This window comes from Pseudomonas sp. TE3-3-F2023 (assembly GCF_036784815.1).
Taxonomy (GTDB): domain Bacteria; phylum Pseudomonadota; class Gammaproteobacteria; order Pseudomonadales; family Pseudomonadaceae; genus Aquipseudomonas; species Aquipseudomonas pudica.
In genome coordinates, this window is the sequence record NZ_CP145113.1 from 4479997 (window position 1) to 4501269 (window position 21273).

18 protein-coding genes are annotated in these 21273 nt (G+C 63.0%); 9 read left to right on the top strand and 9 right to left on the bottom strand.

Annotated elements, in window-relative coordinates; translation table 11 throughout:
* Window positions 1-33: 33 nt before the first annotated feature.
* The 6 genes from cysG to V3314_RS20780 all read right to left on the bottom strand — a co-directional run bounded on the left by cysG (window position 34) and on the right by V3314_RS20780 (window position 7636).
* Window positions 34-1425, bottom strand: a complete 1392-nt coding sequence (gene cysG / locus V3314_RS20755; protein ID WP_085599361.1) for a siroheme synthase CysG — start codon at window positions 1423-1425, stop codon at window positions 34-36.
* Window positions 1426-2706: a serine--tRNA ligase gene (serS, locus tag V3314_RS20760; protein WP_196182740.1), complete on the bottom strand. Its 1281-nt coding sequence runs from the start codon at window positions 2704-2706 to the stop codon at window positions 1426-1428.
* Window positions 2707-2736: 30 nt separating this feature from the next.
* Window positions 2737-3111, bottom strand: coding sequence for a fluoride efflux transporter CrcB (crcB, locus tag V3314_RS20765; RefSeq protein ID WP_046614855.1), 375 nt, complete (start codon window positions 3109-3111; stop codon window positions 2737-2739).
* A complete protein-coding gene (locus V3314_RS20770; protein ID WP_013973284.1) occupies window positions 3108-4433 on the bottom strand; it encodes a replication-associated recombination protein A in 1326 nt (441 codons plus the stop codon). Before V3314_RS20770 ends, crcB begins: the two co-directional genes overlap by 4 nt.
* 12 nt (window positions 4434-4445) lie before the next feature.
* Window positions 4446-5081, bottom strand: a complete 636-nt coding sequence (gene lolA / locus V3314_RS20775; protein WP_003258873.1) for an outer membrane lipoprotein chaperone LolA — start codon at window positions 5079-5081, stop codon at window positions 4446-4448.
* Window positions 5082-5143: 62 nt separating this feature from the next.
* Window positions 5144-7636 (bottom strand): DNA translocase FtsK, encoded by a 2493-nt coding sequence (locus tag V3314_RS20780; protein WP_178081761.1) that lies wholly within the window; start codon window positions 7634-7636, stop codon window positions 5144-5146.
* A gap of 444 nt (window positions 7637-8080) precedes the next feature.
* Here V3314_RS20780 and aat point away from each other — a divergent pair, with 444 nt between their 5' ends.
* The 3 genes from aat (at window position 8081) to infA (ending at window position 9846) form a co-directional block, all read left to right on the top strand.
* The gene (gene aat, locus V3314_RS20785) at window positions 8081-8761 is read left to right on the top strand and encodes a leucyl/phenylalanyl-tRNA--protein transferase (RefSeq protein ID WP_046614853.1); all 681 of its coding nucleotides are present in this window, start codon (window positions 8081-8083) and stop codon (window positions 8759-8761) included.
* Window positions 8762-8817: 56 nt separating this feature from the next.
* Complete coding sequence (locus V3314_RS20790) at window positions 8818-9525, top strand: arginyltransferase (protein ID WP_085599367.1); 708 nt, start codon at window positions 8818-8820, stop codon at window positions 9523-9525.
* A 102-nt stretch (window positions 9526-9627) separates the two neighbouring features.
* Entirely contained in the window at window positions 9628-9846 is a 219-nt protein-coding gene (gene infA / locus V3314_RS20795; protein ID WP_002553999.1) for a translation initiation factor IF-1, read from the top strand.
* Between the two features lie 182 nt (window positions 9847-10028).
* Here infA and clpA read toward each other — a convergent pair whose 3' ends face one another.
* Window positions 10029-12299 carry an ATP-dependent Clp protease ATP-binding subunit ClpA gene (clpA, locus tag V3314_RS20800; RefSeq protein ID WP_013973289.1) on the bottom strand — a complete coding sequence of 757 codons (2271 nt, stop codon included), beginning with the start codon at window positions 12297-12299 and terminating at the stop codon, window positions 10029-10031.
* A 30-nt stretch (window positions 12300-12329) separates the two neighbouring features.
* Window positions 12330-12692 carry an ATP-dependent Clp protease adapter ClpS gene (clpS, locus tag V3314_RS20805; RefSeq protein WP_013973290.1) on the bottom strand — a complete coding sequence of 121 codons (363 nt, stop codon included), beginning with the start codon at window positions 12690-12692 and terminating at the stop codon, window positions 12330-12332.
* Window positions 12693-12922: 230 nt separating this feature from the next.
* Here clpS and cspD point away from each other — a divergent pair, with 230 nt between their 5' ends.
* Complete coding sequence (gene cspD, locus V3314_RS20810) at window positions 12923-13177, top strand: cold shock domain-containing protein CspD (RefSeq protein ID WP_046614852.1); 255 nt, start codon at window positions 12923-12925, stop codon at window positions 13175-13177.
* A 71-nt stretch (window positions 13178-13248) separates the two neighbouring features.
* Here cspD and icd read toward each other — a convergent pair whose 3' ends face one another.
* Window positions 13249-14505: an NADP-dependent isocitrate dehydrogenase gene (gene icd / locus V3314_RS20815; RefSeq protein ID WP_046614851.1), complete on the bottom strand. Its 1257-nt coding sequence runs from the start codon at window positions 14503-14505 to the stop codon at window positions 13249-13251.
* 468 nt (window positions 14506-14973) lie between these two features.
* On the opposite strand from icd, the gene V3314_RS20820 reads away from it, so the two are divergent.
* From V3314_RS20820 to purB, 5 genes are all read left to right on the top strand, one after another.
* The gene (locus tag V3314_RS20820) at window positions 14974-17199 is read left to right on the top strand and encodes an NADP-dependent isocitrate dehydrogenase (protein ID WP_338459583.1); all 2226 of its coding nucleotides are present in this window, start codon (window positions 14974-14976) and stop codon (window positions 17197-17199) included.
* A 191-nt stretch (window positions 17200-17390) separates the two neighbouring features.
* The gene (locus V3314_RS20825; protein ID WP_338459584.1) at window positions 17391-17831 is read left to right on the top strand and encodes an NUDIX hydrolase; all 441 of its coding nucleotides are present in this window, start codon (window positions 17391-17393) and stop codon (window positions 17829-17831) included.
* A gap of 59 nt (window positions 17832-17890) precedes the next feature.
* The gene (gene mnmA, locus V3314_RS20830) at window positions 17891-19015 is read left to right on the top strand and encodes a tRNA 2-thiouridine(34) synthase MnmA (protein WP_046614848.1); all 1125 of its coding nucleotides are present in this window, start codon (window positions 17891-17893) and stop codon (window positions 19013-19015) included.
* Entirely contained in the window at window positions 19012-19638 is a 627-nt protein-coding gene (gene hflD, locus V3314_RS20835) for a high frequency lysogenization protein HflD (protein WP_046614847.1), read from the top strand. The genes mnmA and hflD overlap by 4 nt, the downstream gene beginning before the upstream one ends.
* A gap of 236 nt (window positions 19639-19874) precedes the next feature.
* On the top strand, window positions 19875-21245 hold the full coding sequence (purB, locus tag V3314_RS20840) for an adenylosuccinate lyase (RefSeq protein WP_013973297.1): 1371 nt from the start codon (window positions 19875-19877) through the stop codon (window positions 21243-21245).
* The last annotated feature ends 28 nt before the right edge of the window (window positions 21246-21273 follow it).

The following is a 21273-nucleotide window of genomic DNA, read 5'->3' on the forward strand; positions in this document are numbered from 1 at the left end:
CTGCGAATGGGCCGCAAAGCGGCCCCCACGATTTCAGCTGTTCTGCGAGCCTTCGAACCACGCCAGCTTGTCACGCAACTGCACCACTTCCCCGACAATCACCAGGGTCGGCGCGTGCACTTCATGCTGGGCCACCAGGTCCGGCAAGTCCGCCAGTGTGCCAGTGAACACCCGTTGATTTCGCGTAGTCCCCTGCTGCACCAGTGCTGCCGGGGTACTGGCCGCGCGGCCATGGCGAATCAGCTCGGCGCAGATGGTCGGCAAGCCTACCAAGCCCATGTAGAACACCAGAGTCTGCGCCGGCGCCACCAGGTCATGCCAAGGCAGGTTGCTGGTGCCGTCCTTCAGGTGCCCGGTCACGAAACGCACCGACTGGGCATGGTCGCGGTGAGTCAGCGGAATCCCACCATAGGCGGAACACCCACTGGCCGCAGTAATGCCCGGCACCACCTGGAATGGGATGCCATGCTCGGCCAGTTCTTCGATCTCTTCGCCGCCCCGGCCGAAGATGAACGGGTCGCCGCCCTTCAGGCGCAGCACACGCTTGCCCTGCTGGGCCAGATCGACCAGCAGTCGGTTGATCTGGTCCTGAGGCACGGCATGATCGGCGCGACGCTTGCCCACGTAGATACGCTCGGCATCGCGGCGGCACATCTCGATGATCGCCGGTGCTACCAGGCGATCGTACAGCACCACGTCGGCCTGCTGCATCAGGCGCAAGGCACGGAAGGTCAGCAAGTCCGGATCGCCCGGGCCCGCCCCCACCAGGTACACTTCACCGCCTTGCTGCACCGGCGCACCGTCGACCATCGCCTGCAACAGGCGCTCGGCCTCGGCGCCCTGCCCGGCCAGCTGGCGCTCGGCAATCGGCCCCTGGAACACGGTTTCCCAGAAGCCTCGGCGTTGGTTGACGTCCGGGTACAAGGCCTTGACCTTGTCGCGGAAGCGCGCGGCCAGGCCGGCCAGCTCGCCATAGGCGGACGGGATCCAGGCTTCCAGCTTGGCGCGAATCAAACGCGCCAGTACCGGGGCATCACCGCCACTGGACACCGCAACCACCAACGGCGAACGATCGACGATCGCCGGGAAGATCACCGTGCACAGGGCCGGCGCATCCACCACGTTGACGGGCAGGCTCAGGGCCTGCGCATCCGCCGACACCTGGGCATTGAGCCCAGGGTCGTCGGTGGCCGCGATCACCAGCCGGCAACCGACCAGATCGGCTGCCTGATAGCCGCGCACCAGCACCTCGCCGCCACCTTCCCGGGCCAACGCGGCCAACTGGCCGTCGACGTCCGGTGCAACCACGCGCAGCGCGGCGCCGGCATCGGCCAGCAGGCGCGCCTTGCGCAAGGCGATCTCACCGCCGCCGACGACCAGCACGCGGCCGCCCTGCAGCTTGTGGAACAGCGGCAGGTAATCCATTTAGCGGATAACCTCGACGCCACCCATGTAAGGCTTCAGCACTTCCGGCACACGGATCGAACCGTCGGCCTGCTGGTAGTTTTCCAGCACGGCAACCAGGGTACGGCCTACGGCAAGGCCGGAGCCATTGAGGGTGTGCACCAACTCTGGCTTGCCGGTTTCCGGATTGCGCCAGCGGGCCTGCATGCGGCGCGCCTGGAAGTCGCCGCAGTTGGAGCACGAGCTGATTTCGCGGTACTTGTCCTGGCTTGGTACCCACACTTCCAGGTCGTAGGTCTTCACAGCACCAAAGCCCATGTCGCCGGTGCACAGGGCCAGCACGCGATATGGCAGTTCCAGCAGCTGCAGCACGCGCTCGGCGTTGGCAGTCAGGCCTTCCAGGGCTTCCATCGACTTGGACGGCTCGACCACCTGCACCATCTCGACCTTGTCGAACTGGTGCTGGCGGATCATGCCGCGGGTGTCACGACCGGAAGCACCGGCTTCGCTGCGGAAGCAGGGGGTGTGGGCAACCAGCTTCAGTGGCAGCTGCTTGGCGTCGAGGATTTCACCGGCCACCAGGTTGGTCAGCGAAACTTCGGCGGTCGGGATCAGGTAGAAGTCGGCCTCGCCTTCACGGCTGATCTTGAACAGGTCTTCCTCGAACTTCGGCAGTTGGCCGGTGCCCTGCAAGGCCGGGGCCTGGACCAGGTACGGGGTGTAGTGCTCCTCGTAACCGTGCTCGCCGGTGTGCAGGTTGATCATGAACTGCGCCAGGGCACGGTGCAGGCGGGCAACCGGGCCACGCAGCACGGCAAAGCGCGCGCCAGAAAGCTTGGCGGCGGCTTCGAAGTCCAGGCCGCCACTGACTTCGCCGAGGGCGACGTGGTCCTTGATTTCGAAGTCGAAAGCCTTTGGCGTGCCCCAACGGCGCACTTCGACGTTGTCGTCTTCGCTGGCACCGACCGGCACGCTGGCGTCCGGCAGGTTGGGAATGTTCAGCAGGATACCGTCCAGTTCAGCCTGGATGCCGTCCAGTTCAGTCTTGCCGGCAGCCAGTTCGTTGGCCATGCGCTCGACGTCGGCCATCAGCGGCGCAATGTCTTCGCCCTTGGCCTTGGCCTGGCCGATGGACTTGGAACGGGCGTTACGCTCGGCCTGCAGCTGCTCGGTGCGGGTCTGCACCGCCTTGCGGCGCTCTTCCAGTGATTCGATGCGCGCGACATCCAGGCTGAAGCCACGGGAGGCCAGGCGATCCGCCACTTCCTGAAGTTGGCCGCGTAACAGTTTGGAATCGAGCATATCGTTCTCTCGTTATGTGTAGGTGTTGGTTCAGAATCGGGTCAGGGACAGGCCGACCCAGGTCGCGAGCAGCCCGCCCACCACGCTGATACCGGTATAGCCCAGAGCCAGCGGCACTTGCCCGCTCTCCAGCAGGCGTACGGTATCCAGCGAAAAGGAGGAAAAAGTCGTCAGGCCACCGAGGAAGCCGACGATCAGCCCGGCGCGCAGCTCGACCGGCACGATCGGCTTGTGCAGGAACAGGCCATAGAGCAGGCCGATCAGCAGGCAGCCAACCAGGTTGACCGCCAGCGTACCGAGATAGAAGTGTCGTGACCAGTGGGCAGCCACCCAGTTGGTGGTAGCAAAGCGCAACAAAGTACCGGCAATACCACCAGCGCTGACAGCGGCAATCAGTGCAATCACGGTTTTCTCCGCTGACGGGGGCTGTTGCGGTCAAGGTCGGCGAGGTGGCGCAGCTTCTCGCCAATCTTCAGTTCCAGGCCACGGGGCACCGGCTGATAGTACTGGCGCGGCTCGAGCTCCTCGGGGAAGTAGTCTTCGCCGGCGGCATAGGCGTCGGGTTCATCGTGGGCATAGCGGTACTCGTCGCCATAGCCCAGTTGCTTCATCAATTTGGTCGGGGCGTTGCGCAGGTGCAGCGGCACTTCCAGCGAGCCATGCTCGGCGGCCTCGCGCAGGGCGGTCTTGAAGCCCATGTACACCGCGTTGCTTTTCGGCGCACAAGCAAGGTAGGTGATGGCCTGGGCCACCGCCAGTTCACCCTCGGGGCTGCCCAGGCGCTCTTGTACATCCCACGCCGCCAGGCACAGGCTGAGTGCGCGCGGGTCGGCATTGCCGATGTCTTCGCTGGCCATGCGCACCACGCGGCGGGCAATGTACAGCGGGTCGCAACCGCCATCGAGCATGCGCGCGAACCAGTAAAGGGCTCCATCGGGGTTGGAGCCGCGCACCGACTTGTGCAACGCGGAAATCTGGTCGTAGAACGCCTCGCCACCCTTGTCGAAGCGGCGGCGGCTGTCGCCGAGCAGGCTCTGCAGCATCTCGACGTCGATCTCGCTGCCGTCTTCAGCCAGGTCCGAGGCGTTTTCCAGGAAGTTGAGCATGCGCCGGCCATCGCCGTCGGCGGCGGCCATCAGCATCTTGAAGGCGTCGTCGCCAACCCGCAGGTTGCGCTTGCCCAGGCCGCGTTCTTCTGTCAGAGCGCGGTTGACCAGCTTGCGCAGCGCTGCCTCATCCAGGCTCTTGAGCACATAAACCCGCGCCCGCGACAGCAATGCGTTGTTCAGTTCGAACGACGGGTTTTCGGTAGTGGCGCCAATGAACAGCAGCGTGCCGTCTTCCACATAGGGCAGGAAGGCATCCTGCTGCGACTTGTTGAAACGGTGCACTTCGTCGACGAACAGGATGGTGCGGCGGCCGTACTGACCAGCCTGCTGCTTGGCCACCTCGACCGCCTGGCGGATCTCCTTCACCCCGGCCAGTACTGCCGATACCGTTTCGAAGTGCGCATCGCAGAACTGCGCCAGCAGCCGCGCGAGGGTGGTCTTGCCCACCCCCGGCGGCCCCCAGAAGATCATCGAGTGCAGCGCACCCTGCTCCAGCGCCTCGCGCAGCGGTTTGCCGCGCGCCAGCAGGTGCTCCTGGCCGACATACTCGTCCAGGTTGGACGGGCGCAGGCGAGCGGCCAGGGGCTGGGCGACGGGTTCGCTTCGAAACAGGTCCATGGCGAGCTCTGGTTACTCCTTGATGACGTCCGCACCTTTGGGGATGTCGAACTTGAACTTGCTGTCCGGCACCGCCTGGTTGGCTTTCACGCCATTGAACAGGATGTTGGTGCGCTGGCCGACGCTGTCGATCAGCTGCATGTCGTTGATCAGGCCCTTGCGGAACGACACGCGCAGCGAGTCGAACAGGGTGTCCTTGGTCTTCGGCTTGAGGGTGAAGTCCATCACTTCGCCCTGCTCCTTCGAGCTGATGTCGAAGCTCTGGCTGATCTTCGACACGTCACCGGACAGCAGCAGCGCCGGGGTCTGGTTCAGGCGCTGGTCGAGCTTCTTGATGGTGGCCTGTTCCAGGTCCGGATCCCACAGGGTGACGTTCTTGCCGTCGGATACCACCACCTGCTCCTGCGGCGCATCGGTGTGCCAGTAGAACAGGCCTGGGCGCTTGACGGTCATCTTGCCGGAGGTTTCCTGCAGGCTGGTGCCGCCGGCATCCAGCGTCAGCTGGGAAAAGTTGGCCTCGATGGTCTGCGACTTTTCCAGCAATTGGGTCAGGCGTTGTACGTCTTGCTCACCGGCAAAAGCCGATACGGTGGCCGACACAGAAGCCGCGGCCAGGGCAGAAACCAACAGCATGCGAATCGCGCGCATGGGAGTCCTCATCGAGCATTGAAAAGACCGGGCGCCACCGTTGGCACCCGGCAAGGTGTACGTCAGTCGCGCGGGCCGCCCGGGGCAATCACTTCCCGCGAGCCGTTGCTGTTCATGGGGGTGACCACGCCGGCCATTTCCATGGCTTCGATCATGCGGGCGGCGCGGTTGTAGCCGATCTTCAGTTTGCGCTGCACGGCCGAGATGGATGCGCGACGGCTTTCCAGCACGAACTGCACAGCCTCATCATACAGGGCGTCGCTTTCCGAATCTTCGCCATCGCCACCACCACCACCGCCTTCGAAGCCGCTGCCGGCCTCCTCGACGCCGTTGAGGATGTCGTCGTTGTAGTCCGGAGCGCCGCGCAGCTTCCACGCCTCCACCACGCGGTGCACCTCGTCGTCGGAGACGAACGCGCCGTGGACACGGATCGGCAAGCTGGTGCCTGGTGGCATGTACAGCATGTCACCGTGGCCCAGCAACTGCTCGGCACCACCCTGGTCGATGATGGTCCGCGAGTCGATCTTGCTCGACACCTGGAACGCCATGCGGGTCGGGATGTTGGCCTTGATCAGGCCGGTAATCACGTCTACCGACGGGCGCTGGGTAGCGAGGATCAGGTGGATACCGGCTGCACGTGCCTTCTGGGCGATACGGGCGATCAATTCTTCGACCTTCTTGCCGACGATCATCATCATGTCGGCGAATTCGTCGACCACCACCACGATGGTCGGCAGGGTTTTCAACGCAGGCGGCTCGTCGTCCATGCTCTCGCGGCGGTACAGCGGGTCATGGATAATCTCGCCAGCTTCCTGGGCGTCCTTGATCTTGCGGTTGAAGCCGGCCAGGTTACGCACGCCCATGGCCGCCATCAGTTTGTAGCGACGCTCCATCTCGGCCACGCTCCAGCGCAAGGCGTTGGCAGCGTCCTTCATGTCGGTGACCACCGGGCACAGCAGGTGCGGGATGCCTTCGTAGATCGACAGTTCGAGCATTTTAGGGTCGATCATGATCAGCCGCGCATCTTCCGGGCTGGACTTGAACAGGATCGACAGGATCATCGCGTTCACACCCACCGACTTACCGGAACCGGTGGTACCGGCCACCAGCAGGTGCGGCATCTTGGCAAGGTCGGTGATCACCGGCTTGCCGCCGATGTCGTGGCCCAGGGCCAGGGTGACCGGCGATTTCTGCTCGTCGTACTGCGGCGTGGCCAGCACTTCGGAGAAGCGCACCATCTGCCGGTTTTCGTTGGGGATCTCGATACCCACGGTGGTCTTGCCGGGGATGACCTCGACCACACGCACACTGGTCACCGCCAGCGAACGCGCCAGGTCCTTGGCCAGGTTGGCGATACGGCTGACCTTCACGCCCGCGGCCGGCTGGATTTCGTAACGGGTAATTACCGGGCCCGGGTGGATCGAGTCCACCGCCACTTCCACGCCGAATTCCTTGAGCTTGATTTCCAGCAGCTGACCGACACCGGCCAGGGATTCCGGCGAGTACTCGATCTTCTTCTGTTCGGCCGGGTCGAGGATGGAAATCGACGGCAAGGTGCCTTCCACCGCGCTGTCGACGAACAGCGGCGCCTGCTTCTCCTTCATCACCCGCTTGCTCGGCTCCGGCGCCCTGGCGGGTGTCGGCGGCACGATCATCGGGGCCGCGGCAGGTTGTTCGCGGGAGATTATCGGCTCACGCGGTGCCGGCGACTCGCGCGGCACCACGGGCTCGCGTGACAGGGTTGGCTCACGTGGCTCGGCTGGCTGTGCAGATGCTTCTTCACGTTTGAAGATACGCTCGCGCAGCCCCGGCTTGGCCGGCTCGTGCCTGTCAGCGGCCATCGGCGCGGGCTTGACCGCCACCGGCTCGTCCTCGCGCAACTGCGCCTCCAGGCGTTTGCGCTCGTTGCGCGCTTCCCACCAACGGTTGGCGGCGCCCTGCACCAGCTCGAACAGGTCGAGAGTGATCTTGCCGGTCAGGTCCATCACCTTGAACCACGACAGGTCGGTGAAAACGGTCAAGCCGAACAGGAACAGGGCAATGAACATCAGCGTGCTGCCTTGCACGTTCAGCAGGTTGCGCGCCAGGTCGCCCAGGCTCTCGCCCAGTGCGCCACCGGCGGAGAACGGCATGCTCGCAGGCGGGTGGAAATGAATATGCGCCAGCGCCGCACCCGACAGCACCAGGAATACAAGGCCGATCAGCCGCCAGGAAAACAGCCAGCCGCTCCAGTCCCAGGGCTGGTGGCGTTCGCGAAAGATCTGCCAGGTCTTTATCGCCAGCAGCAGCGGGAAGATGTAGGCAAAGTACCCCAGTACCATGAACAGGATGTCGGCGAAGTAGGCACCGGCACGCCCGGCGGCGTTCTGCACCTGGTCGACGTTGCTGGTGTGGCTGAAGCCCGGGTCCGACGTATCGTAGGTCAGCAGCGCCATCCACAGGTACAGGCACAGGGCGCCGACAGCGATCAACGCACCTTCCTTGAGGCGATAATGCAGCTGCTGCCGCCACAGAGGGACGGGCAAGGGAGCTGGAGTTGCGGTGGATTTCTTCAAAACGCGTCTATTCCTGCGCGTGCTGCGCGTCCAATAGTGATCGGCCGACGGTGCGGCCAATGAACCACTACTTTTAACATTACTGCCCGCCAGCCGCCATGGCAGCACGCCGTAAGGAGCTTGAGTGGGGGCGACTTTCGTATACCTGCAATTTGAGCACGCATTGTCTTCTGTGACAAAGGCTTATGCTGTGTTTTTGCACAGGTGTGACAGCAAATGTAGCGGATGGTGCCTGCGGTTTCATGAATGTGTAGGAAATTGCCTATTTTCATCGCCAGTGCCGGCCTCTTTGCGGGCTCGCCCGCTCCCACAGGTACCCCGCAGGGTTCAGAGCCTGTAAATGGCCTGTGGAAGCGGGCAAGCCCGCGAAGAAGCCAAAGAGATTGACCCTGCTTTTCACCCGCGCCATGCTGCCCTCTCCCCTCCCCCACCGCACGATAGACCATGCTCACCTGGCTGACCCGCGACTCGTTGACCTTCCCGCCCCTGGAAAAGGCCCTGCACGACCCCAACGGCCTGCTCGCCGCTGGCGGCGACCTGAGCCCCGAGCGCCTGGTGCAGGCCTATCGCCATGGCTGCTTCCCGTGGTACCAGGACGGCCAGCCGATCCTCTGGTGGTCACCCGACCCGCGCACCGTGCTGCTTCCGGACCAGCTGCACGTGTCGCGCTCGCTGGCCAAGTTGATGCGCCAGGGCCGCTACCAGGTCAGCTTCGACACCGACTTCCCGGCGGTGATCGCCGCCTGCGCCGCGCCACGCGACTACGCCGACGGCACCTGGATCACCGACACCATGCGCGCCGCCTACTGCGAGCTGCACCGACGCGGCATCGCTCATTCGGTGGAGGTGCGCCAGGACGGCGAGCTGGTTGGTGGCCTGTACGGCCTGGCCATCGGCCAGCTGTTCTTCGGTGAATCGATGTTCAGCCGCGCCGACAATGCATCCAAGGTCGGCTTCGTGACCCTGGTCAACCACCTGCGCCAAGCCGGTTTCGTCCTCATCGACTGCCAGATGCCGACCAACCACCTGCACAGTCTGGGGGCACATGCCATCAGCCGCGCCGAGTTCGCCGCCTACCTGGCACGCCACCTCGACCAGCCCAACAGCGCCACATGGCTTCCCTAGGCGAGTTCCCATAGCTGGCTTACACTTAAAGCAAAGTCTCACCGAGGGGGTTGATCATGACAGAGTTGGCGCGGTTGAAGTTCTATGCCACTCAGCCCCACTCCTGCAGCTACCTGCCCGACGAACAGGCAACCACGCTGTTCCTCGACCCCAGCCAGCCGATGGACGTGCACGTGTACGCCGACCTTTCGGAAATGGGTTTTCGCCGCAGTGGCGATCACCTGTACCGCCCGCACTGCCAGAACTGCAATGCCTGCGTGCCGGCACGCATCCCGGCGGCGCGCTTCATCCCCAACCGCCAGCAACGGCGCATTCTCAAGCGCAACGCCGACCTGACCGTGACCGCCGCACGCCCGGCGTTCAAGGAAGAGTACTTCGAGCTGTACCGGCGCTACATCGAAACGCGCCACGCCGATGGTGACATGTACCCGCCCAGCCGCGACCAGTTTTCCACCTTCCTGGTGCGCGACCTGCCGTTCTGCTGGTTCTACGAATTCCGCCTGGAAGGCCGTTTGATGGCAGTGGCCGTGTGCGACCTGCTGCCCAACGGGCTGTCGGCGGTGTACACCTTCTACGAGCCGGAGGAAGAACGCCGCAGCCTGGGCCGCTTTGCCATCCTCTGGCAGATCACCGAAGCCCTGCGCCAGGACCTGGAGGCGGTTTACCTGGGTTACTGGATCAAGAACTGCAAGAAAATGAACTACAAGACGCAGTATCGGCCTATCGAATTGTTGATAAATCAGCGCTGGGTCACCCTCAACTGAAAGGCATTGGCTTGACACACAGTTTTCGGGCATAATCCACGCCACTTTTTTGCCCGGTGCGGTTATGCGTCGGGCCAACACTGGATCCGAGGGCTCTACTGCATGTCGAAAGAAGACAGCTTCGAAATGGAAGGTACTGTCGTCGACACCCTGCCCAACACCATGTTCCGCGTGGAGTTGGAAAACGGGCACGTCGTAACCGCGCACATCTCCGGAAAGATGCGCAAGAACTACATCCGTATTCTCACTGGCGACAAAGTCCGCGTCGAACTGACGCCGTACGACCTGAGCAAGGGCCGCATCACTTATCGTGCGCGCTAAGCTCAAGCCATGAAAAAGCCCGGCCATGTGCCGGGCTTTTTTGTACCTGTCAGATTGCAGGGGCTGCGTAGCAGCCCTGTGGGAGCAGGTTCACCCGCGAAGAGCCCAACGCGATGGAAGGCACCGGCTGCGCCGGTGTTCGCGGCTAAAGCCGCTCCCACAGGTACAGCCCTGCCCCGTTGTCACGCAACCTCGGCCGTCGTCTCGAAGTCGAACACCAGCTCGCCATCACGCAGGTCGACATGCACCACGCCACCATGCTCGGCCAGTTCGCCAAACAGGATCTCCTCGGCCAGCGGCCGCTTGATCTTGTCCTGGATCAGCCGCGCCATCGGCCGCGCGCCCATCTGCACATCGTAGCCCGAGGCCGCCAGCCAGCCACGTGCATCATCGCTGACTTCCAGTAGCACCCGTTTGTCTTCCAGCTGCGCCTGCAGTTCGATAAGGAACTTGTCGACGATGCTCTTGATCGTCTCGTGGCTCAGGCGACCAAACTGGATGATGGTGTCCAGGCGGTTGCGGAACTCCGGCGTGAAGCTCTTGCGGATGACTTCCATTGCATCGGACGCATGGTCCTGATGGGTGAAGCCGATCGAGGCCCGCGCGGCTGTTTCTGCGCCGGCGTTGGTGGTCATGATCAGGATCACGTTGCGGAAGTCGGCCTTGCGCCCGTTGTTGTCGGTCAGGGTGCCATGGTCCATAACCTGCAGCAGCAGGTTGAAGACTTCCGGGTGGGCCTTCTCGATTTCGTCGAGCAGCAATACGCAGTGCGGCTGCTTGGTGATCGCCTCGGTCAGCAAACCACCCTGGTCGAAGCCAACATAGCCAGGAGGCGCACCGATCAGGCGCGACACAGTGTGGCGCTCCATGTACTCGGACATGTCGAAGCGCACCAGCTCAACGCCCAGCGCCTTGGCCAGCTGCCGTGCAGCTTCGGTCTTGCCGACGCCGGTCGGGCCGGCGAACAGGAACGAACCGACAGGCTTGTCCGGCGACTTGAGCCCCGCGCGAGACAGCTTGATGGCGGTGGCCAGCGAATCGATCGCCTGGTCCTGACCAAATACGGTCAGCTTCAGGTCACGCTCGAGGTTGCGCAGCAGTTCCTTGTCGGAACTGGTCACGTGCTTCGGCGGAATCCGAGCGATCTTGGCGACGATGTCTTCGACCTGTGGCACATCGATGCGCTTGACGCGGTTGGCCTCCGGCTGCAGGCGCTGGTAGGCACCGGCTTCGTCGATCACGTCGATGGCCTTGTCCGGCATGTGCCGGTCATTGATGTAGCGTGAGGCCAGTTCAGCAGCGGCGCGCAAGGCTTCGTCGCTGTACTCGATGTTGTGGTGGCTTTCGAAGCGGCCTTTCAGGCCACGCAGGATGCCCACGGTGTCTTCGACCGATGGCTCGCTGACATCGACCTTCTGGAAGCGCCGCGCCAGGGCACGGTCCTTCTCGAAGATGCCGCGAAACTCCTGGAAGGTGGTCGAGCCGATGCAACGGATTTCACCGGACGACAGCAATGGCTTGAGCAGGTTGGACGCATCCATCACCCCACCCGACGCCGCACCGGCACCAATGATGGTGTGGATTTCGTCGATGAACAGGATCGCCTGCGGGCGCTTGCGCAGCTCGCCGAGCAGCGCCTTGAAGCGCTTCTCGAAATCGCCGCGGTATTTGGTGCCGGCCAGCAGCGCGCCGAGATCGAGGGAATACACCACGCTCTGCGCCAGCAGATCGGGCACCTGGCCATCGACGATGCGCTTGGCCAGGCCCTCGGCGATGGCAGTCTTGCCCACGCCTGCCTCGCCCACCAGCAACGGGTTGTTCTTGCGCCGACGGGCAAGAATCTGCGCCACGCGCTCCACTTCCTGCTCGCGGCCTACCAGCGGGTCGATACGGCCGGCACGGGCCAGTTCGTTCAGGTTGCTGGCATAGGCATCCAGCGGGTTGCTCGAGGAAGCGGTATCGCCGCCCTCTTCGTCCTGCATTTCCTGGTCGCTTTCGGAATGCGAACCATGGCCCGGCACCTTGGAGATGCCATGGGCGATGTAGTTGACCACGTCGATGCGGGCCACGCTCTGCTGCTTGAGCAGGAACACGGCCTGGCTTTCCTGTTCGCTGAAGATCGCAACCAGCACGTTGGCGCCGGTGACTTCACGCTTGCCGGAGCTTTGCACGTGGAACACGGCACGCTGCAGTACACGCTGGAAGCCCAGGGTCGGCTGGGTTTCGCGATCTTCGTCATTGACCGGGATCAGGGGTGTGGTGGAATCGATGAACTCTTGCAGGTCGTGCTTGAGTTTGTCGAGATTGGCGCCACAGGCGCGCAGAACGGTCGCGGCAGCCTCATTGTCAAGGAGTGCCAGCAGCAGATGTTCGACAGTCATGAACTCATGACGCTTCGAACGAGCCTCCTTGAAGGCAAGATTGAGGGTGACTTCGAGCTCGCGGTTTAACATAGCTTCACCTCATACCCAAGTGGTCGGCGATTAACCGTCCTTCTCGATTTCACAGAGTAGCGGATGCTGGCTTTCCCTGGCGTATTGGTTGACCTGCATAGCCTTTGTTTCGGCGATGTCACGGGTAAACAATCCGCACACTGCCCGCCCTTCGGTATGGACGGTCAGCATGATCTTGGTCGCCAGCTCGCGGTTCAGATTGAAGAACGTCTCGAGCACTTCGACGACGAAATCCATCGGCGTGTAGTCATCGTTGAACAAAACCACCTTGTACATCGGTGGCGCCTGCAGGATCGGCTTGGCTTCCTGAACTGCAAGACCTGAGCCGTCGTCCTCATTCGATTGCGGGCGATCCTGATTGAATGTTAGTCGAATCTCACTAGGTGCATGCATGGAAAGAATTTCATCATGAGCGACAGGTTAAGGTTGTGGGTTGACTGCGAAAGGCACGGCCAGCACAGGCGCCGGGCGACCTTGACTATCGGCAAAACGGTGTTACAACCAATAAGAACCCACCGTGGTCGATAAAGATCCGCGCAGTCAACCAGATTTTTCGCATGGTTCGTATGCGGATGACGTGGATGATACTCCAGTGATGGAGTCCTTTGCAGAGGGACATAGGGATGGCAAGCGGTAAAGTCAAGTGGTTCAACAATGCCAAGGGCTACGGATTCATCAATGAAGAGGGCAAGACTGACGACTTGTTCGCTCATTATTCAGCCATCCAGATGGACGGGTACAAGACGCTCAAGGCCGGCCAGGTCGTGAGCTTCGACATCGTCCAGGGCCCCAAAGGCCTGCACGCGGTGAATATCAGCAGCGCCACTGCCGCCGCGACCGCCAGGGCTCCGCAGACCAGCAGCACTGCCGACGCCTGAACTGCGGCGCCGCCTGCCGGCACGAAAAAACCGGCCGCTTCCTGACTGGAAGCGGCCGGTTTTCCGTTGCCTTACATGTGCTTGATCATTTCATCGCCAAAGCCAGAACTGCTCACCAGTCTGGCGCCGTCCATCAGGCGTTCAAAGTCATAGGTCACGGTCTTGGCAGCAATCGCGCCATTGGTGCCTTTGATGATCAGGTCCGCCGCCTCGGTCCAGCCCATGTGCCGCAGCATCATCTCCGCCGACAGGATCACCGAACCCGGGTTGACCTTGTCCTGCCCGGCATACTTGGGCGCGGTGCCGTGGGTGGCCTCGAACATGGCCACGGTGTCGGACAGGTTGGCACCCGGCGCAATGCCGATACCGCCCACTTCCGCCGCCAAGGCATCGGACAGGTAGTCACCGTTGAGGTTGAGGGTGGCGATCACGTCATACTCGGCCGGGCGCAGCAGTATCTGCTGCAGCATGGCATCAGCGATGGCGTCCTTGACGATGACCTCACGGCCGCTCTTGGGGTTCTTGAACTTCATCCACGGGCCACCATCGAGCAGCTCGGCCCCGAACTCGTCGCGCGCCACTTCATAGCCCCAGTCCTTGAAGGCACCCTCGGTGAACTTCATGATGTTGCCCTTGTGCACCAGGGTCAGCGACTCGCGGTCGTTGTCCACCACATACTGTAGGGCCTTGCGCACCAGGCGCTTGGTGCCCTCGCGGGACACCGGCTTGACGCCAATGCCGCAGTCCTGGTCGAAGCGGATCTTGGTAACGCCCATTTCCTCCTTCAGGAACTTGATTACCTTGTTCGCCTCGGGCGAACCGGCCTTCCACTCGATGCCGGCATAAATGTCCTCGGAGTTCTCGCGGAAGATCACCATGTCCACATCGCCGGGTTTTTTCACCGGGCTGGGCACGCCCTGGAACCACAGCACCGGGCGCAGGCACACGTACAGGTCCAGTTGCTGGCGCAAGGCCACGTTGAGCGACCGGATGCCACCGCCCACCGGGGTGGTCAGCGGCCCCTTGATCGACACCACATAATCACGCACGGCATCGAGGGTCTCCTGGGGCAGCCAGGTATCCTGATCGTACACCTGGGTGGCTTTTTCACCGGCGTACACCTCCATCCAGGCGATCCTGCGCTTGCCGCCGTAGGCCTTCTGCACGGCGGCATCGACCACCTTGATCATTACCGGCGAAACATCGACGCCAATCCCGTCGCCCTCGATATAAGGAATGATCGGGTTGTCAGGAACGTTAAGCGAATGGTCGGCATTGACGGTGATCTTCGCGCCGTCGGTCGGAACCTTGATTTTCTGGTATCCCATGCTTGCACTACTCCGCTGTCGGGTGTGATTGGACATCATGCGATCCACTGAGCCTAAACCACATCTGTCGACCTGCAAGCTGCAGGAGCGGCGGTGCGGCGATCCGACTGGCCTGTGAAGAATGCACCGCCGGCGCTGCGGCGTTTCGCCACATTGCCGCTTAGTCTTTGGTCTTATAAGTGGGCCGATATCACTTGGCCTTGCTGATTAGCCCGAATGGTTTGGTATACTCCGCCGCGACCGAAGGGTCATTGGGGCGATCCCTTGGAAAAATGCGGACCGCCCTTGGCCATGAAAGGCCGTAAAGCCCGGGCTGTTACCGCAGCTCAGCACTTGACGCTCGACTGATGCATCCACCATCACCGCTCGCAGCCTCTCGACTTTCCGCTCATGGCGCTGCCAGGGCGATGCGCCTACCCTGCGCACCACGAGACTCGAGCACGCTCAGCACACAGAGAGTTAACCCGCATGCCCACCCGTTCCAAGATCATCTATACCTTCACCGACGAAGCCCCCGCCCTCGCCACTTACTCGCTGCTGCCGATCATCGAAGCCTTCACCGCTTCGGCCGACATCGCCGTCGAAACCCGCGACATCTCCCTGGCTGGCCGCATCCTCGCCGCCTTCCCGGAGCAACTGGGCGCAGAGAAGCAAGTAGGCGATCACCTGGCGGAACTGGGCCAGCTGGCTACCACCCCTGAAGCCAACATCATCAAGCTGCCGAACATCAGCGCCTCGGTACCGCAACTGAAAGCCGCGATCAAGGAACTGCAGGGCAAGGGCTTCAACATCCCTGACTACGCCGACGAGCCGGCCACCGCGGAAGAGAAAGAATCCCGCGCCCGCTACGACCGCATCAAGGGTTCCGCCGTGAACCCGGTACTGCGCGAAGGCAACTCCGACCGCCGCGCGCCGCTGTCGGTCAAGAACTATGCCCGCAAGCACCCGCACAAGATGGGCGCCTGGGCTGCCGACTCCAAGTCGCACGTTGCTCACATGACCCAGGGCGACTTCTACGGCAGCGAGAAAGCCGCACTGATCGAAGCTGACGACAGCCTGCGCATCGAGCTGGTCGGCAAAGACGGCAACACCACCGTACTGAAAGATAAGACCGCGGTAAAAGCTGCCGAAGTCATCGACTGCGCCACCATGAGCCGCAAGGCCCTGAAAGCCTTCATCGCCGAGCAGATCGCCGATGCCAAGGCTTCCGGCGTGCTGCTGTCGGTACACTTGAAAGCCACCATGATGAAGGTCTCCGACCCGATCATGTTCGGCGTCATCGTCGAAGAGTTCTACAACGACGTGCTGGCCAAGCATGCCGCCGCCTTGGCTGAAGTCGGCTTCAACCCCAACAACGGCATCGGCGACCTGTACGCCCGCATCAAGGACCTGCCAGCCGAGAAGCAGGCCGAGATCGAAGCCGACATCCAGGCCCTGTACGCCCAGCGTCCGGCCCTGGCCATGGTCAACTCCGACAAAGGCATCACCAACCTGCACGTGCCGAGCGACGTCATTGTCGACGCCTCGATGCCAGCCATGATCCGCGACTCGGGCAAGATGTGGAACGCCGCCGGCGAACTGCAGGATGCCAAGGCGATCATCCCGGACCGCTGCTACGCCGGCATCTACCAGGCCACCATCGAAGACTGCAAGGCCAACGGCGCCTTCGACCCGACTACCATGGGCAGCGTACCGAACGTCGGCCTGATGGCACAGAAGGCCGAGGAATACGGCTCCCACGACAAGACCTTCCAGATCAAGGCCGACGGTGTCGTGCGCGTGGTCGACAGCAAAGGCCAGGTCGTTCTCGAGCAGAACGTCGAAGCCGGTGACATCTTCCGCATGTGCCAGACCAAAGACGCGCCGATCCAGGACTGGGTCAAGCTGGCCGTCAACCGTGCCCGCCTGAGCAACACCCCGGCGGTGTTCTGGCTGGACCCGGCCCGCGCCCACGACGGCGTCATGATCGAGAAGGTGCAGAAGTACCTGAAGGACCACGACACCAGCGGCCTGGACATCCGCATCCTGGCACCGGTCGACGCCATCAAGTTCTCCCTGGCCCGCATCCGCGAAGGCAAGGACACCATCTCGGTGACCGGCAACGTGCTGCGTGACTACCTGACCGACCTGTTCCCGATCATGGAACTGGGCACCAGTGCCAAGATGCTGTCGATCGTGCCGCTGATGAACGGCGGTGGCCTGTTCGAAACCGGCGCCGGCGGTTCGGCACCGAAGCACGTGCAGCAACTGGTGGAAGAGAACTTCCTGCGTTGGGACTCGCTGGGTGAATTCCTGGCCCTGGCCGCTTCCCTGGAGCACCTGGGCAACACCTACGACAACCCGCGCGCCAAAGTGCTGGCCAACACCCTGGACCAGGCCACCGGCAAGTTCCTCGACACCAACAAGTCGCCTTCGCGCAAAGTCGGTGGTATCGACAACCGCGGCAGCCACTTCTACCTGACCCTGTACTGGGCCCAGGCCCTGGCCGCGCAGAACGACGACGCTGCCCTGCAGGCACGCTTCGCACCACTGGCCAAGACCCTGACCGAGAACGAGGAGACCATCGTCGCCGAGCTCAACGCCGTCCAGGGCAAGCCGGCCGACATCGGTGGCTACTATGCCCCGGATGCCGAGCTGACCGCCAAGGTGATGCGCCCAAGCCAGACCCTGAACAGCGCCATTGCCGCCCTGTAAGGTTCGCTTGAAGTAACAGCACAAACCCCGGCCACGCACCGGGGTTTGTGCTTTCTGGACAAATGATATCTAGCGGCCAACACCTACCCTGTGGGAGCGGGTTTACCCGCGAATGCGATGCTGAAGCTACCGACGCATTCGCGGGTAAACCCGCTCCCACAGGGCCCGTGCCGGCCCTTATGGAGCTGTTCATGACCTGGCAACCCCACATCACCGTCGCCACCATCGTCGAACACGAAGGCAAGTTCCTCTTCGTCGAGGAATTCAAAGCCAACAAGCACGTCTTCAACCAGCCCGCCGGCCACCTTGAACCCAACGAGACCCTGCCCCAGGCCGCCCTGCGCGAAACCCTCGAAGAAACCGCCTGGGAAGTCGAGCTCACCGGCGTGGTCGGCATCTACCTGTACACCGCCCCAAGCAACGGCGTAACCTACCAGCGCATCTGCTTCGCCGCCCGTCCCGTGCGCCATCACGCCGACCTGGCGCTGGACAGCGACATCGTCCGCGCCGTGTGGCTGACCCGCGACGAACTGCTGGCCGACCCCGCCCGCTGGCGCAGCGAGCTGGTGCCACGCTGCCTGGACGACTACCTCAAAGGCCCCTTGCACAGCCTCGGCCTGCTGCGCGACTGACGCGCCGCCGCGGGTTTGATAGAATCGGCGTTTTTCCCCCTTGATACACACCGGTAACCATGACCAGCCCAGCACTCAAAGACCCCGCCAAGACCCGCGTCATCGTCGGCATGTCCGGCGGCGTGGACTCTTCCGTCTCCGCCCTTCTGCTCATGGAGCAGGGCTACCAGGTGGAAGGGCTGTTCATGAAGAACTGGGAAGAAGACGACGGCACCGAATACTGCACCGCCCGTGAAGACCTGGCCGACGCCCAGGCCGTGTGCGACCGCATCGGCATCAAGCTGCACACCGCCAACTTCGCCGCCGAATACTGGGACAATGTGTTCGAGCACTTCCTCGAAGAGTACAAGGCCGGCCGCACGCCCAACCCGGACATCCTCTGCAACCGCGAAATCAAGTTCAAGGCGTTCCTCGACTACGCCCTGTCGCTGGGTGCCGACCTGATCGCCACCGGCCACTACGTGCGTCGCCGCGATACCGGCGAGCTCACCGAACTGCTCAAGGGCCTGGACCCGAACAAGGACCAGAGCTACTTCCTGCACGCCGTCGGTGGCAAGGAAATCGCCCGCACCCTGTTCCCGGTCGGTGAGCTGGAAAAGCCCGAAGTACGCGCCATTGCCGAAAAGCACGGGCTGGCCACCGCAAAGAAGAAGGACTCCACCGGCATCTGCTTCATCGGCGAGCGCCGCTTCAGCGACTTCCTCAAGCAATACCTGCCGGCCCAGCCGGGCAACATCGAAACAACCGACGGTGAAGTTATCGGCCGCCACCACGGCCTGATGTACCACACCATCGGCCAGCGCCAGGGCCTGGGGATTGGCGGCCTGAAGGACGCCGGCGACGAGCCGTGGTACGTGCTGCACAAGGACCTGACCCGCAACGTGCTGGTGGTCGGCCAGGGCAATGAACATCCGTGGTTGTTCTCCCGTGCCCTGCTCGCTTCGGAAATCTTCTGGGTCAACCCGGTCGACCTCAGCAGCCCGCGCCAGCTCACCGCCAAGGTGCGCTACCGCCAGAGCGACCAGCAGTGCACCCTGGAACTGACCGATAGCGGTTACCGCGCAGTGTTCGACGAACCGCAACGTGCCGTTACCCCGGGCCAGTCGGTGGTGTTCTATGACGGCGAAGTGTGCCTGGGCGGCGGCGTGATCGAAGCCGCCGAGCCTTGGAGCCCGCGCGCATGAGCAACCTGCAGGAGCAGCTGATTGCGTTGGGCGGTGTGTTCCAGGCCGCCGTACTGGTCGACCGCATCGCCCGCACCGGCCAGGCCAGCGAGGCCAACGTCGGCTGCATGCTGGGCAGCCTGCTGGTGCGCGACCCCAAGGACACCCTGGAGGTGTTCGGCGGTGACGACCTGAATTTGCGCGACGGCTACCGCGCGCTGGTCGGCGCGCTGGAGCGCGACCCCAGCAGCCTGCAGCGCGAGCCGCTGCGTTACGCCCTGTCGATGCTGGGCCTGGAGCGCCAGCTGAACAAGCGCGGCGACCTGCTCGACACCATCGGCAACCGCCTGCCGCAAATCCAGGCCCAGGCCGAGCATTTCGGCCTGGTTCATGAAAATGTCATCGCTTCCAGTGGAGCCTTGTACCAGGACACCCTGAGCACCTTGCGCCAGCGCATCCAGGTGCATGGTGACATGCGCTTCCTGCAGCAGGCCAGCAACGCCTCGAAGATCCGCGCCCTGCTGCTGGCCGGCATCCGCGCCGCCCGCCTGTGGCGCCAGCTGGGCGGGCACCGCTGGCAGCTGGTGTTCAGCCGGCGCAAGCTGTTGAACGAACTGTACGACATGATGCGCAACCCCTCCTGACAGGGGTTTGACAGTTCCGGCCCTATCGCCGGCAAGCCAGCTCCCACAGGACTTGCACTGTGCTCAAGGCCGGTGCAGTACCTGTGGGAGCCGGCTTGCCGGCGATAGGGCCAGAACAGGCAATGCACAATGCACAGCTTATTTATGGCCCGACCTTTGGTCAGCCACCCGACTCGGGCGCAAAATTCATGTATGATATGCGCCCTTCCAAAAGCCTGACTGTCCGAGAACACCCCATGCAGCTTTCTTCGCTCACTGCGGTTTCCCCTGTAGACGGCCGTTATGCCGGCAAAACCCAGGCCTTGCGCCCCATTTTCAGCGAATTCGGCCTGATCCGTTTCCGCGCCCTGGTCGAAGTGCGCTGGCTGCAGCGCCTGGCCGCCCACCCGCAGATCGGCGAAGTGCCGGCGTTCTCCGCCGAAGCCAACGCCCTGCTGGACAGCCTGGCCACCGACTTCAAGCTCGAGCACGCCGAACGCGTCAAGGAAATCGAGCGCACCACCAACCACGACGTCAAGGCGATCGAATACCTCCTCAAGGAGCAGGCCGCCAAGCTGCCTGAGCTGGCCAAGGTCAGCGAGTTCATCCATTTCGCCTGCACCAGCGAGGACATCAACAATCTGTCCCACGCCCTGATGCTGCGCGCCGGCCGTGACGAAGTGCTGCTGCCGCTGATGCGCCAGATCGCCGACGCCATCCGCGCCCTGGCCCACGCCCACGCCGACGTGCCGATGCTGTCGCGCACCCACGGCCAGCCGGCTTCGCCGACAACCCTGGGCAAGGAACTGGCCAACGTCGTATACCGCCTGGAGCGCCAGATCGCCCAGGTTGCCGCCGTGCCGCTGCTGGGCAAGATCAACGGCGCCGTGGGCAACTACAACGCTCACCTGTCGGCCTACTCGCAGATCGACTGGGAGCAGAACGCCCGCGCCTTCATCGAAGACGAGCTGGGCCTGCAGTTCAACCCGTACACCACCCAGATCGAGCCGCACGACTACATCGCCGAGCTGTTCGACGCCATCGCCCGCTTCAACACCATCCTGATCGACTTCGACCGCGATGTGTGGGGCTACATCTCGCTGGGCTACTTCAAGCAGAAGACCGTTGCCGGTGAAATCGGCTCGTCGACCATGCCGCACAAGGTCAACCCGATCGACTTCGAAAACTCCGAAGGCAACCTGGGTATCGCCAACGCGCTGTTCCAGCACCTGGCCAGCAAGCTGCCGATCTCGCGCTGGCAGCGTGACCTGACCGACTCCACCGTACTGCGCAACCTGGGCGTGGGCTTTGCCCACAGCGTCATCGCCTACGAAGCCAGCCTGAAAGGCATCGGCAAGCTGGAAGTCAACGAAGCCCGCATCGCCGCCGACCTGGACGCCTGCTGGGAAGTGCTGGCCGAGCCGATCCAGACCGTGATGCGCCGCTTCAACATCGAAAACCCCTACGAGAAGCTCAAAGAGCTCACCCGTGGCAAGGGCATCACCCCGGAAGCGCTGCTGACCTTCATCGACGGCCTGGACATGCCAGCCGAAGCCAAGGCCGAGCTCAAGCAGCTGACCCCTGCTACCTACATCGGCAACGCGGCAGCACAGGCCAAACGCATCTAAGCTGACCGTCGCGTTCAACGCCCGGCCT

What these genes read in the sequence shown, in the direction of transcription:
- lolA (WP_003258873.1), bottom strand. Translation starts at nt 5,081, where the DNA reads ATGCGCGCGATTCGCATGCTGTTGGTTTCTGCCCTGGCCGCGGCTTCT.
- cysG (WP_085599361.1), bottom strand. Translation starts at nt 1,425, where the DNA reads ATGGATTACCTGCCGCTGTTCCACAAGCTGCAGGGCGGCCGCGTGCTG.
- cspD (WP_046614852.1), top strand. Translation starts at nt 12,923, where the DNA reads ATGGCAAGCGGTAAAGTCAAGTGGTTCAACAATGCCAAGGGCTACGGA.
- V3314_RS20820 (WP_338459583.1), top strand. Translation starts at nt 14,974, where the DNA reads ATGCCCACCCGTTCCAAGATCATCTATACCTTCACCGACGAAGCCCCC.
- purB (WP_013973297.1), top strand. Translation starts at nt 19,875, where the DNA reads ATGCAGCTTTCTTCGCTCACTGCGGTTTCCCCTGTAGACGGCCGTTAT.
- V3314_RS20825 (WP_338459584.1), top strand. Translation starts at nt 17,391, where the DNA reads ATGACCTGGCAACCCCACATCACCGTCGCCACCATCGTCGAACACGAA.
- clpS (WP_013973290.1), bottom strand. Translation starts at nt 12,692, where the DNA reads ATGCATGCACCTAGTGAGATTCGACTAACATTCAATCAGGATCGCCCG.
- clpA (WP_013973289.1), bottom strand. Translation starts at nt 12,299, where the DNA reads ATGTTAAACCGCGAGCTCGAAGTCACCCTCAATCTTGCCTTCAAGGAG.
- V3314_RS20770 (WP_013973284.1), bottom strand. Translation starts at nt 4,433, where the DNA reads ATGGACCTGTTTCGAAGCGAACCCGTCGCCCAGCCCCTGGCCGCTCGC.
- mnmA (WP_046614848.1), top strand. Translation starts at nt 17,891, where the DNA reads ATGACCAGCCCAGCACTCAAAGACCCCGCCAAGACCCGCGTCATCGTC.
- infA (WP_002553999.1), top strand. Translation starts at nt 9,628, where the DNA reads ATGTCGAAAGAAGACAGCTTCGAAATGGAAGGTACTGTCGTCGACACC.
- V3314_RS20790 (WP_085599367.1), top strand. Translation starts at nt 8,818, where the DNA reads ATGACAGAGTTGGCGCGGTTGAAGTTCTATGCCACTCAGCCCCACTCC.
- icd (WP_046614851.1), bottom strand. Translation starts at nt 14,505, where the DNA reads ATGGGATACCAGAAAATCAAGGTTCCGACCGACGGCGCGAAGATCACC.
- aat (WP_046614853.1), top strand. Translation starts at nt 8,081, where the DNA reads ATGCTCACCTGGCTGACCCGCGACTCGTTGACCTTCCCGCCCCTGGAA.
- serS (WP_196182740.1), bottom strand. Translation starts at nt 2,706, where the DNA reads ATGCTCGATTCCAAACTGTTACGCGGCCAACTTCAGGAAGTGGCGGAT.
- hflD (WP_046614847.1), top strand. Translation starts at nt 19,012, where the DNA reads ATGAGCAACCTGCAGGAGCAGCTGATTGCGTTGGGCGGTGTGTTCCAG.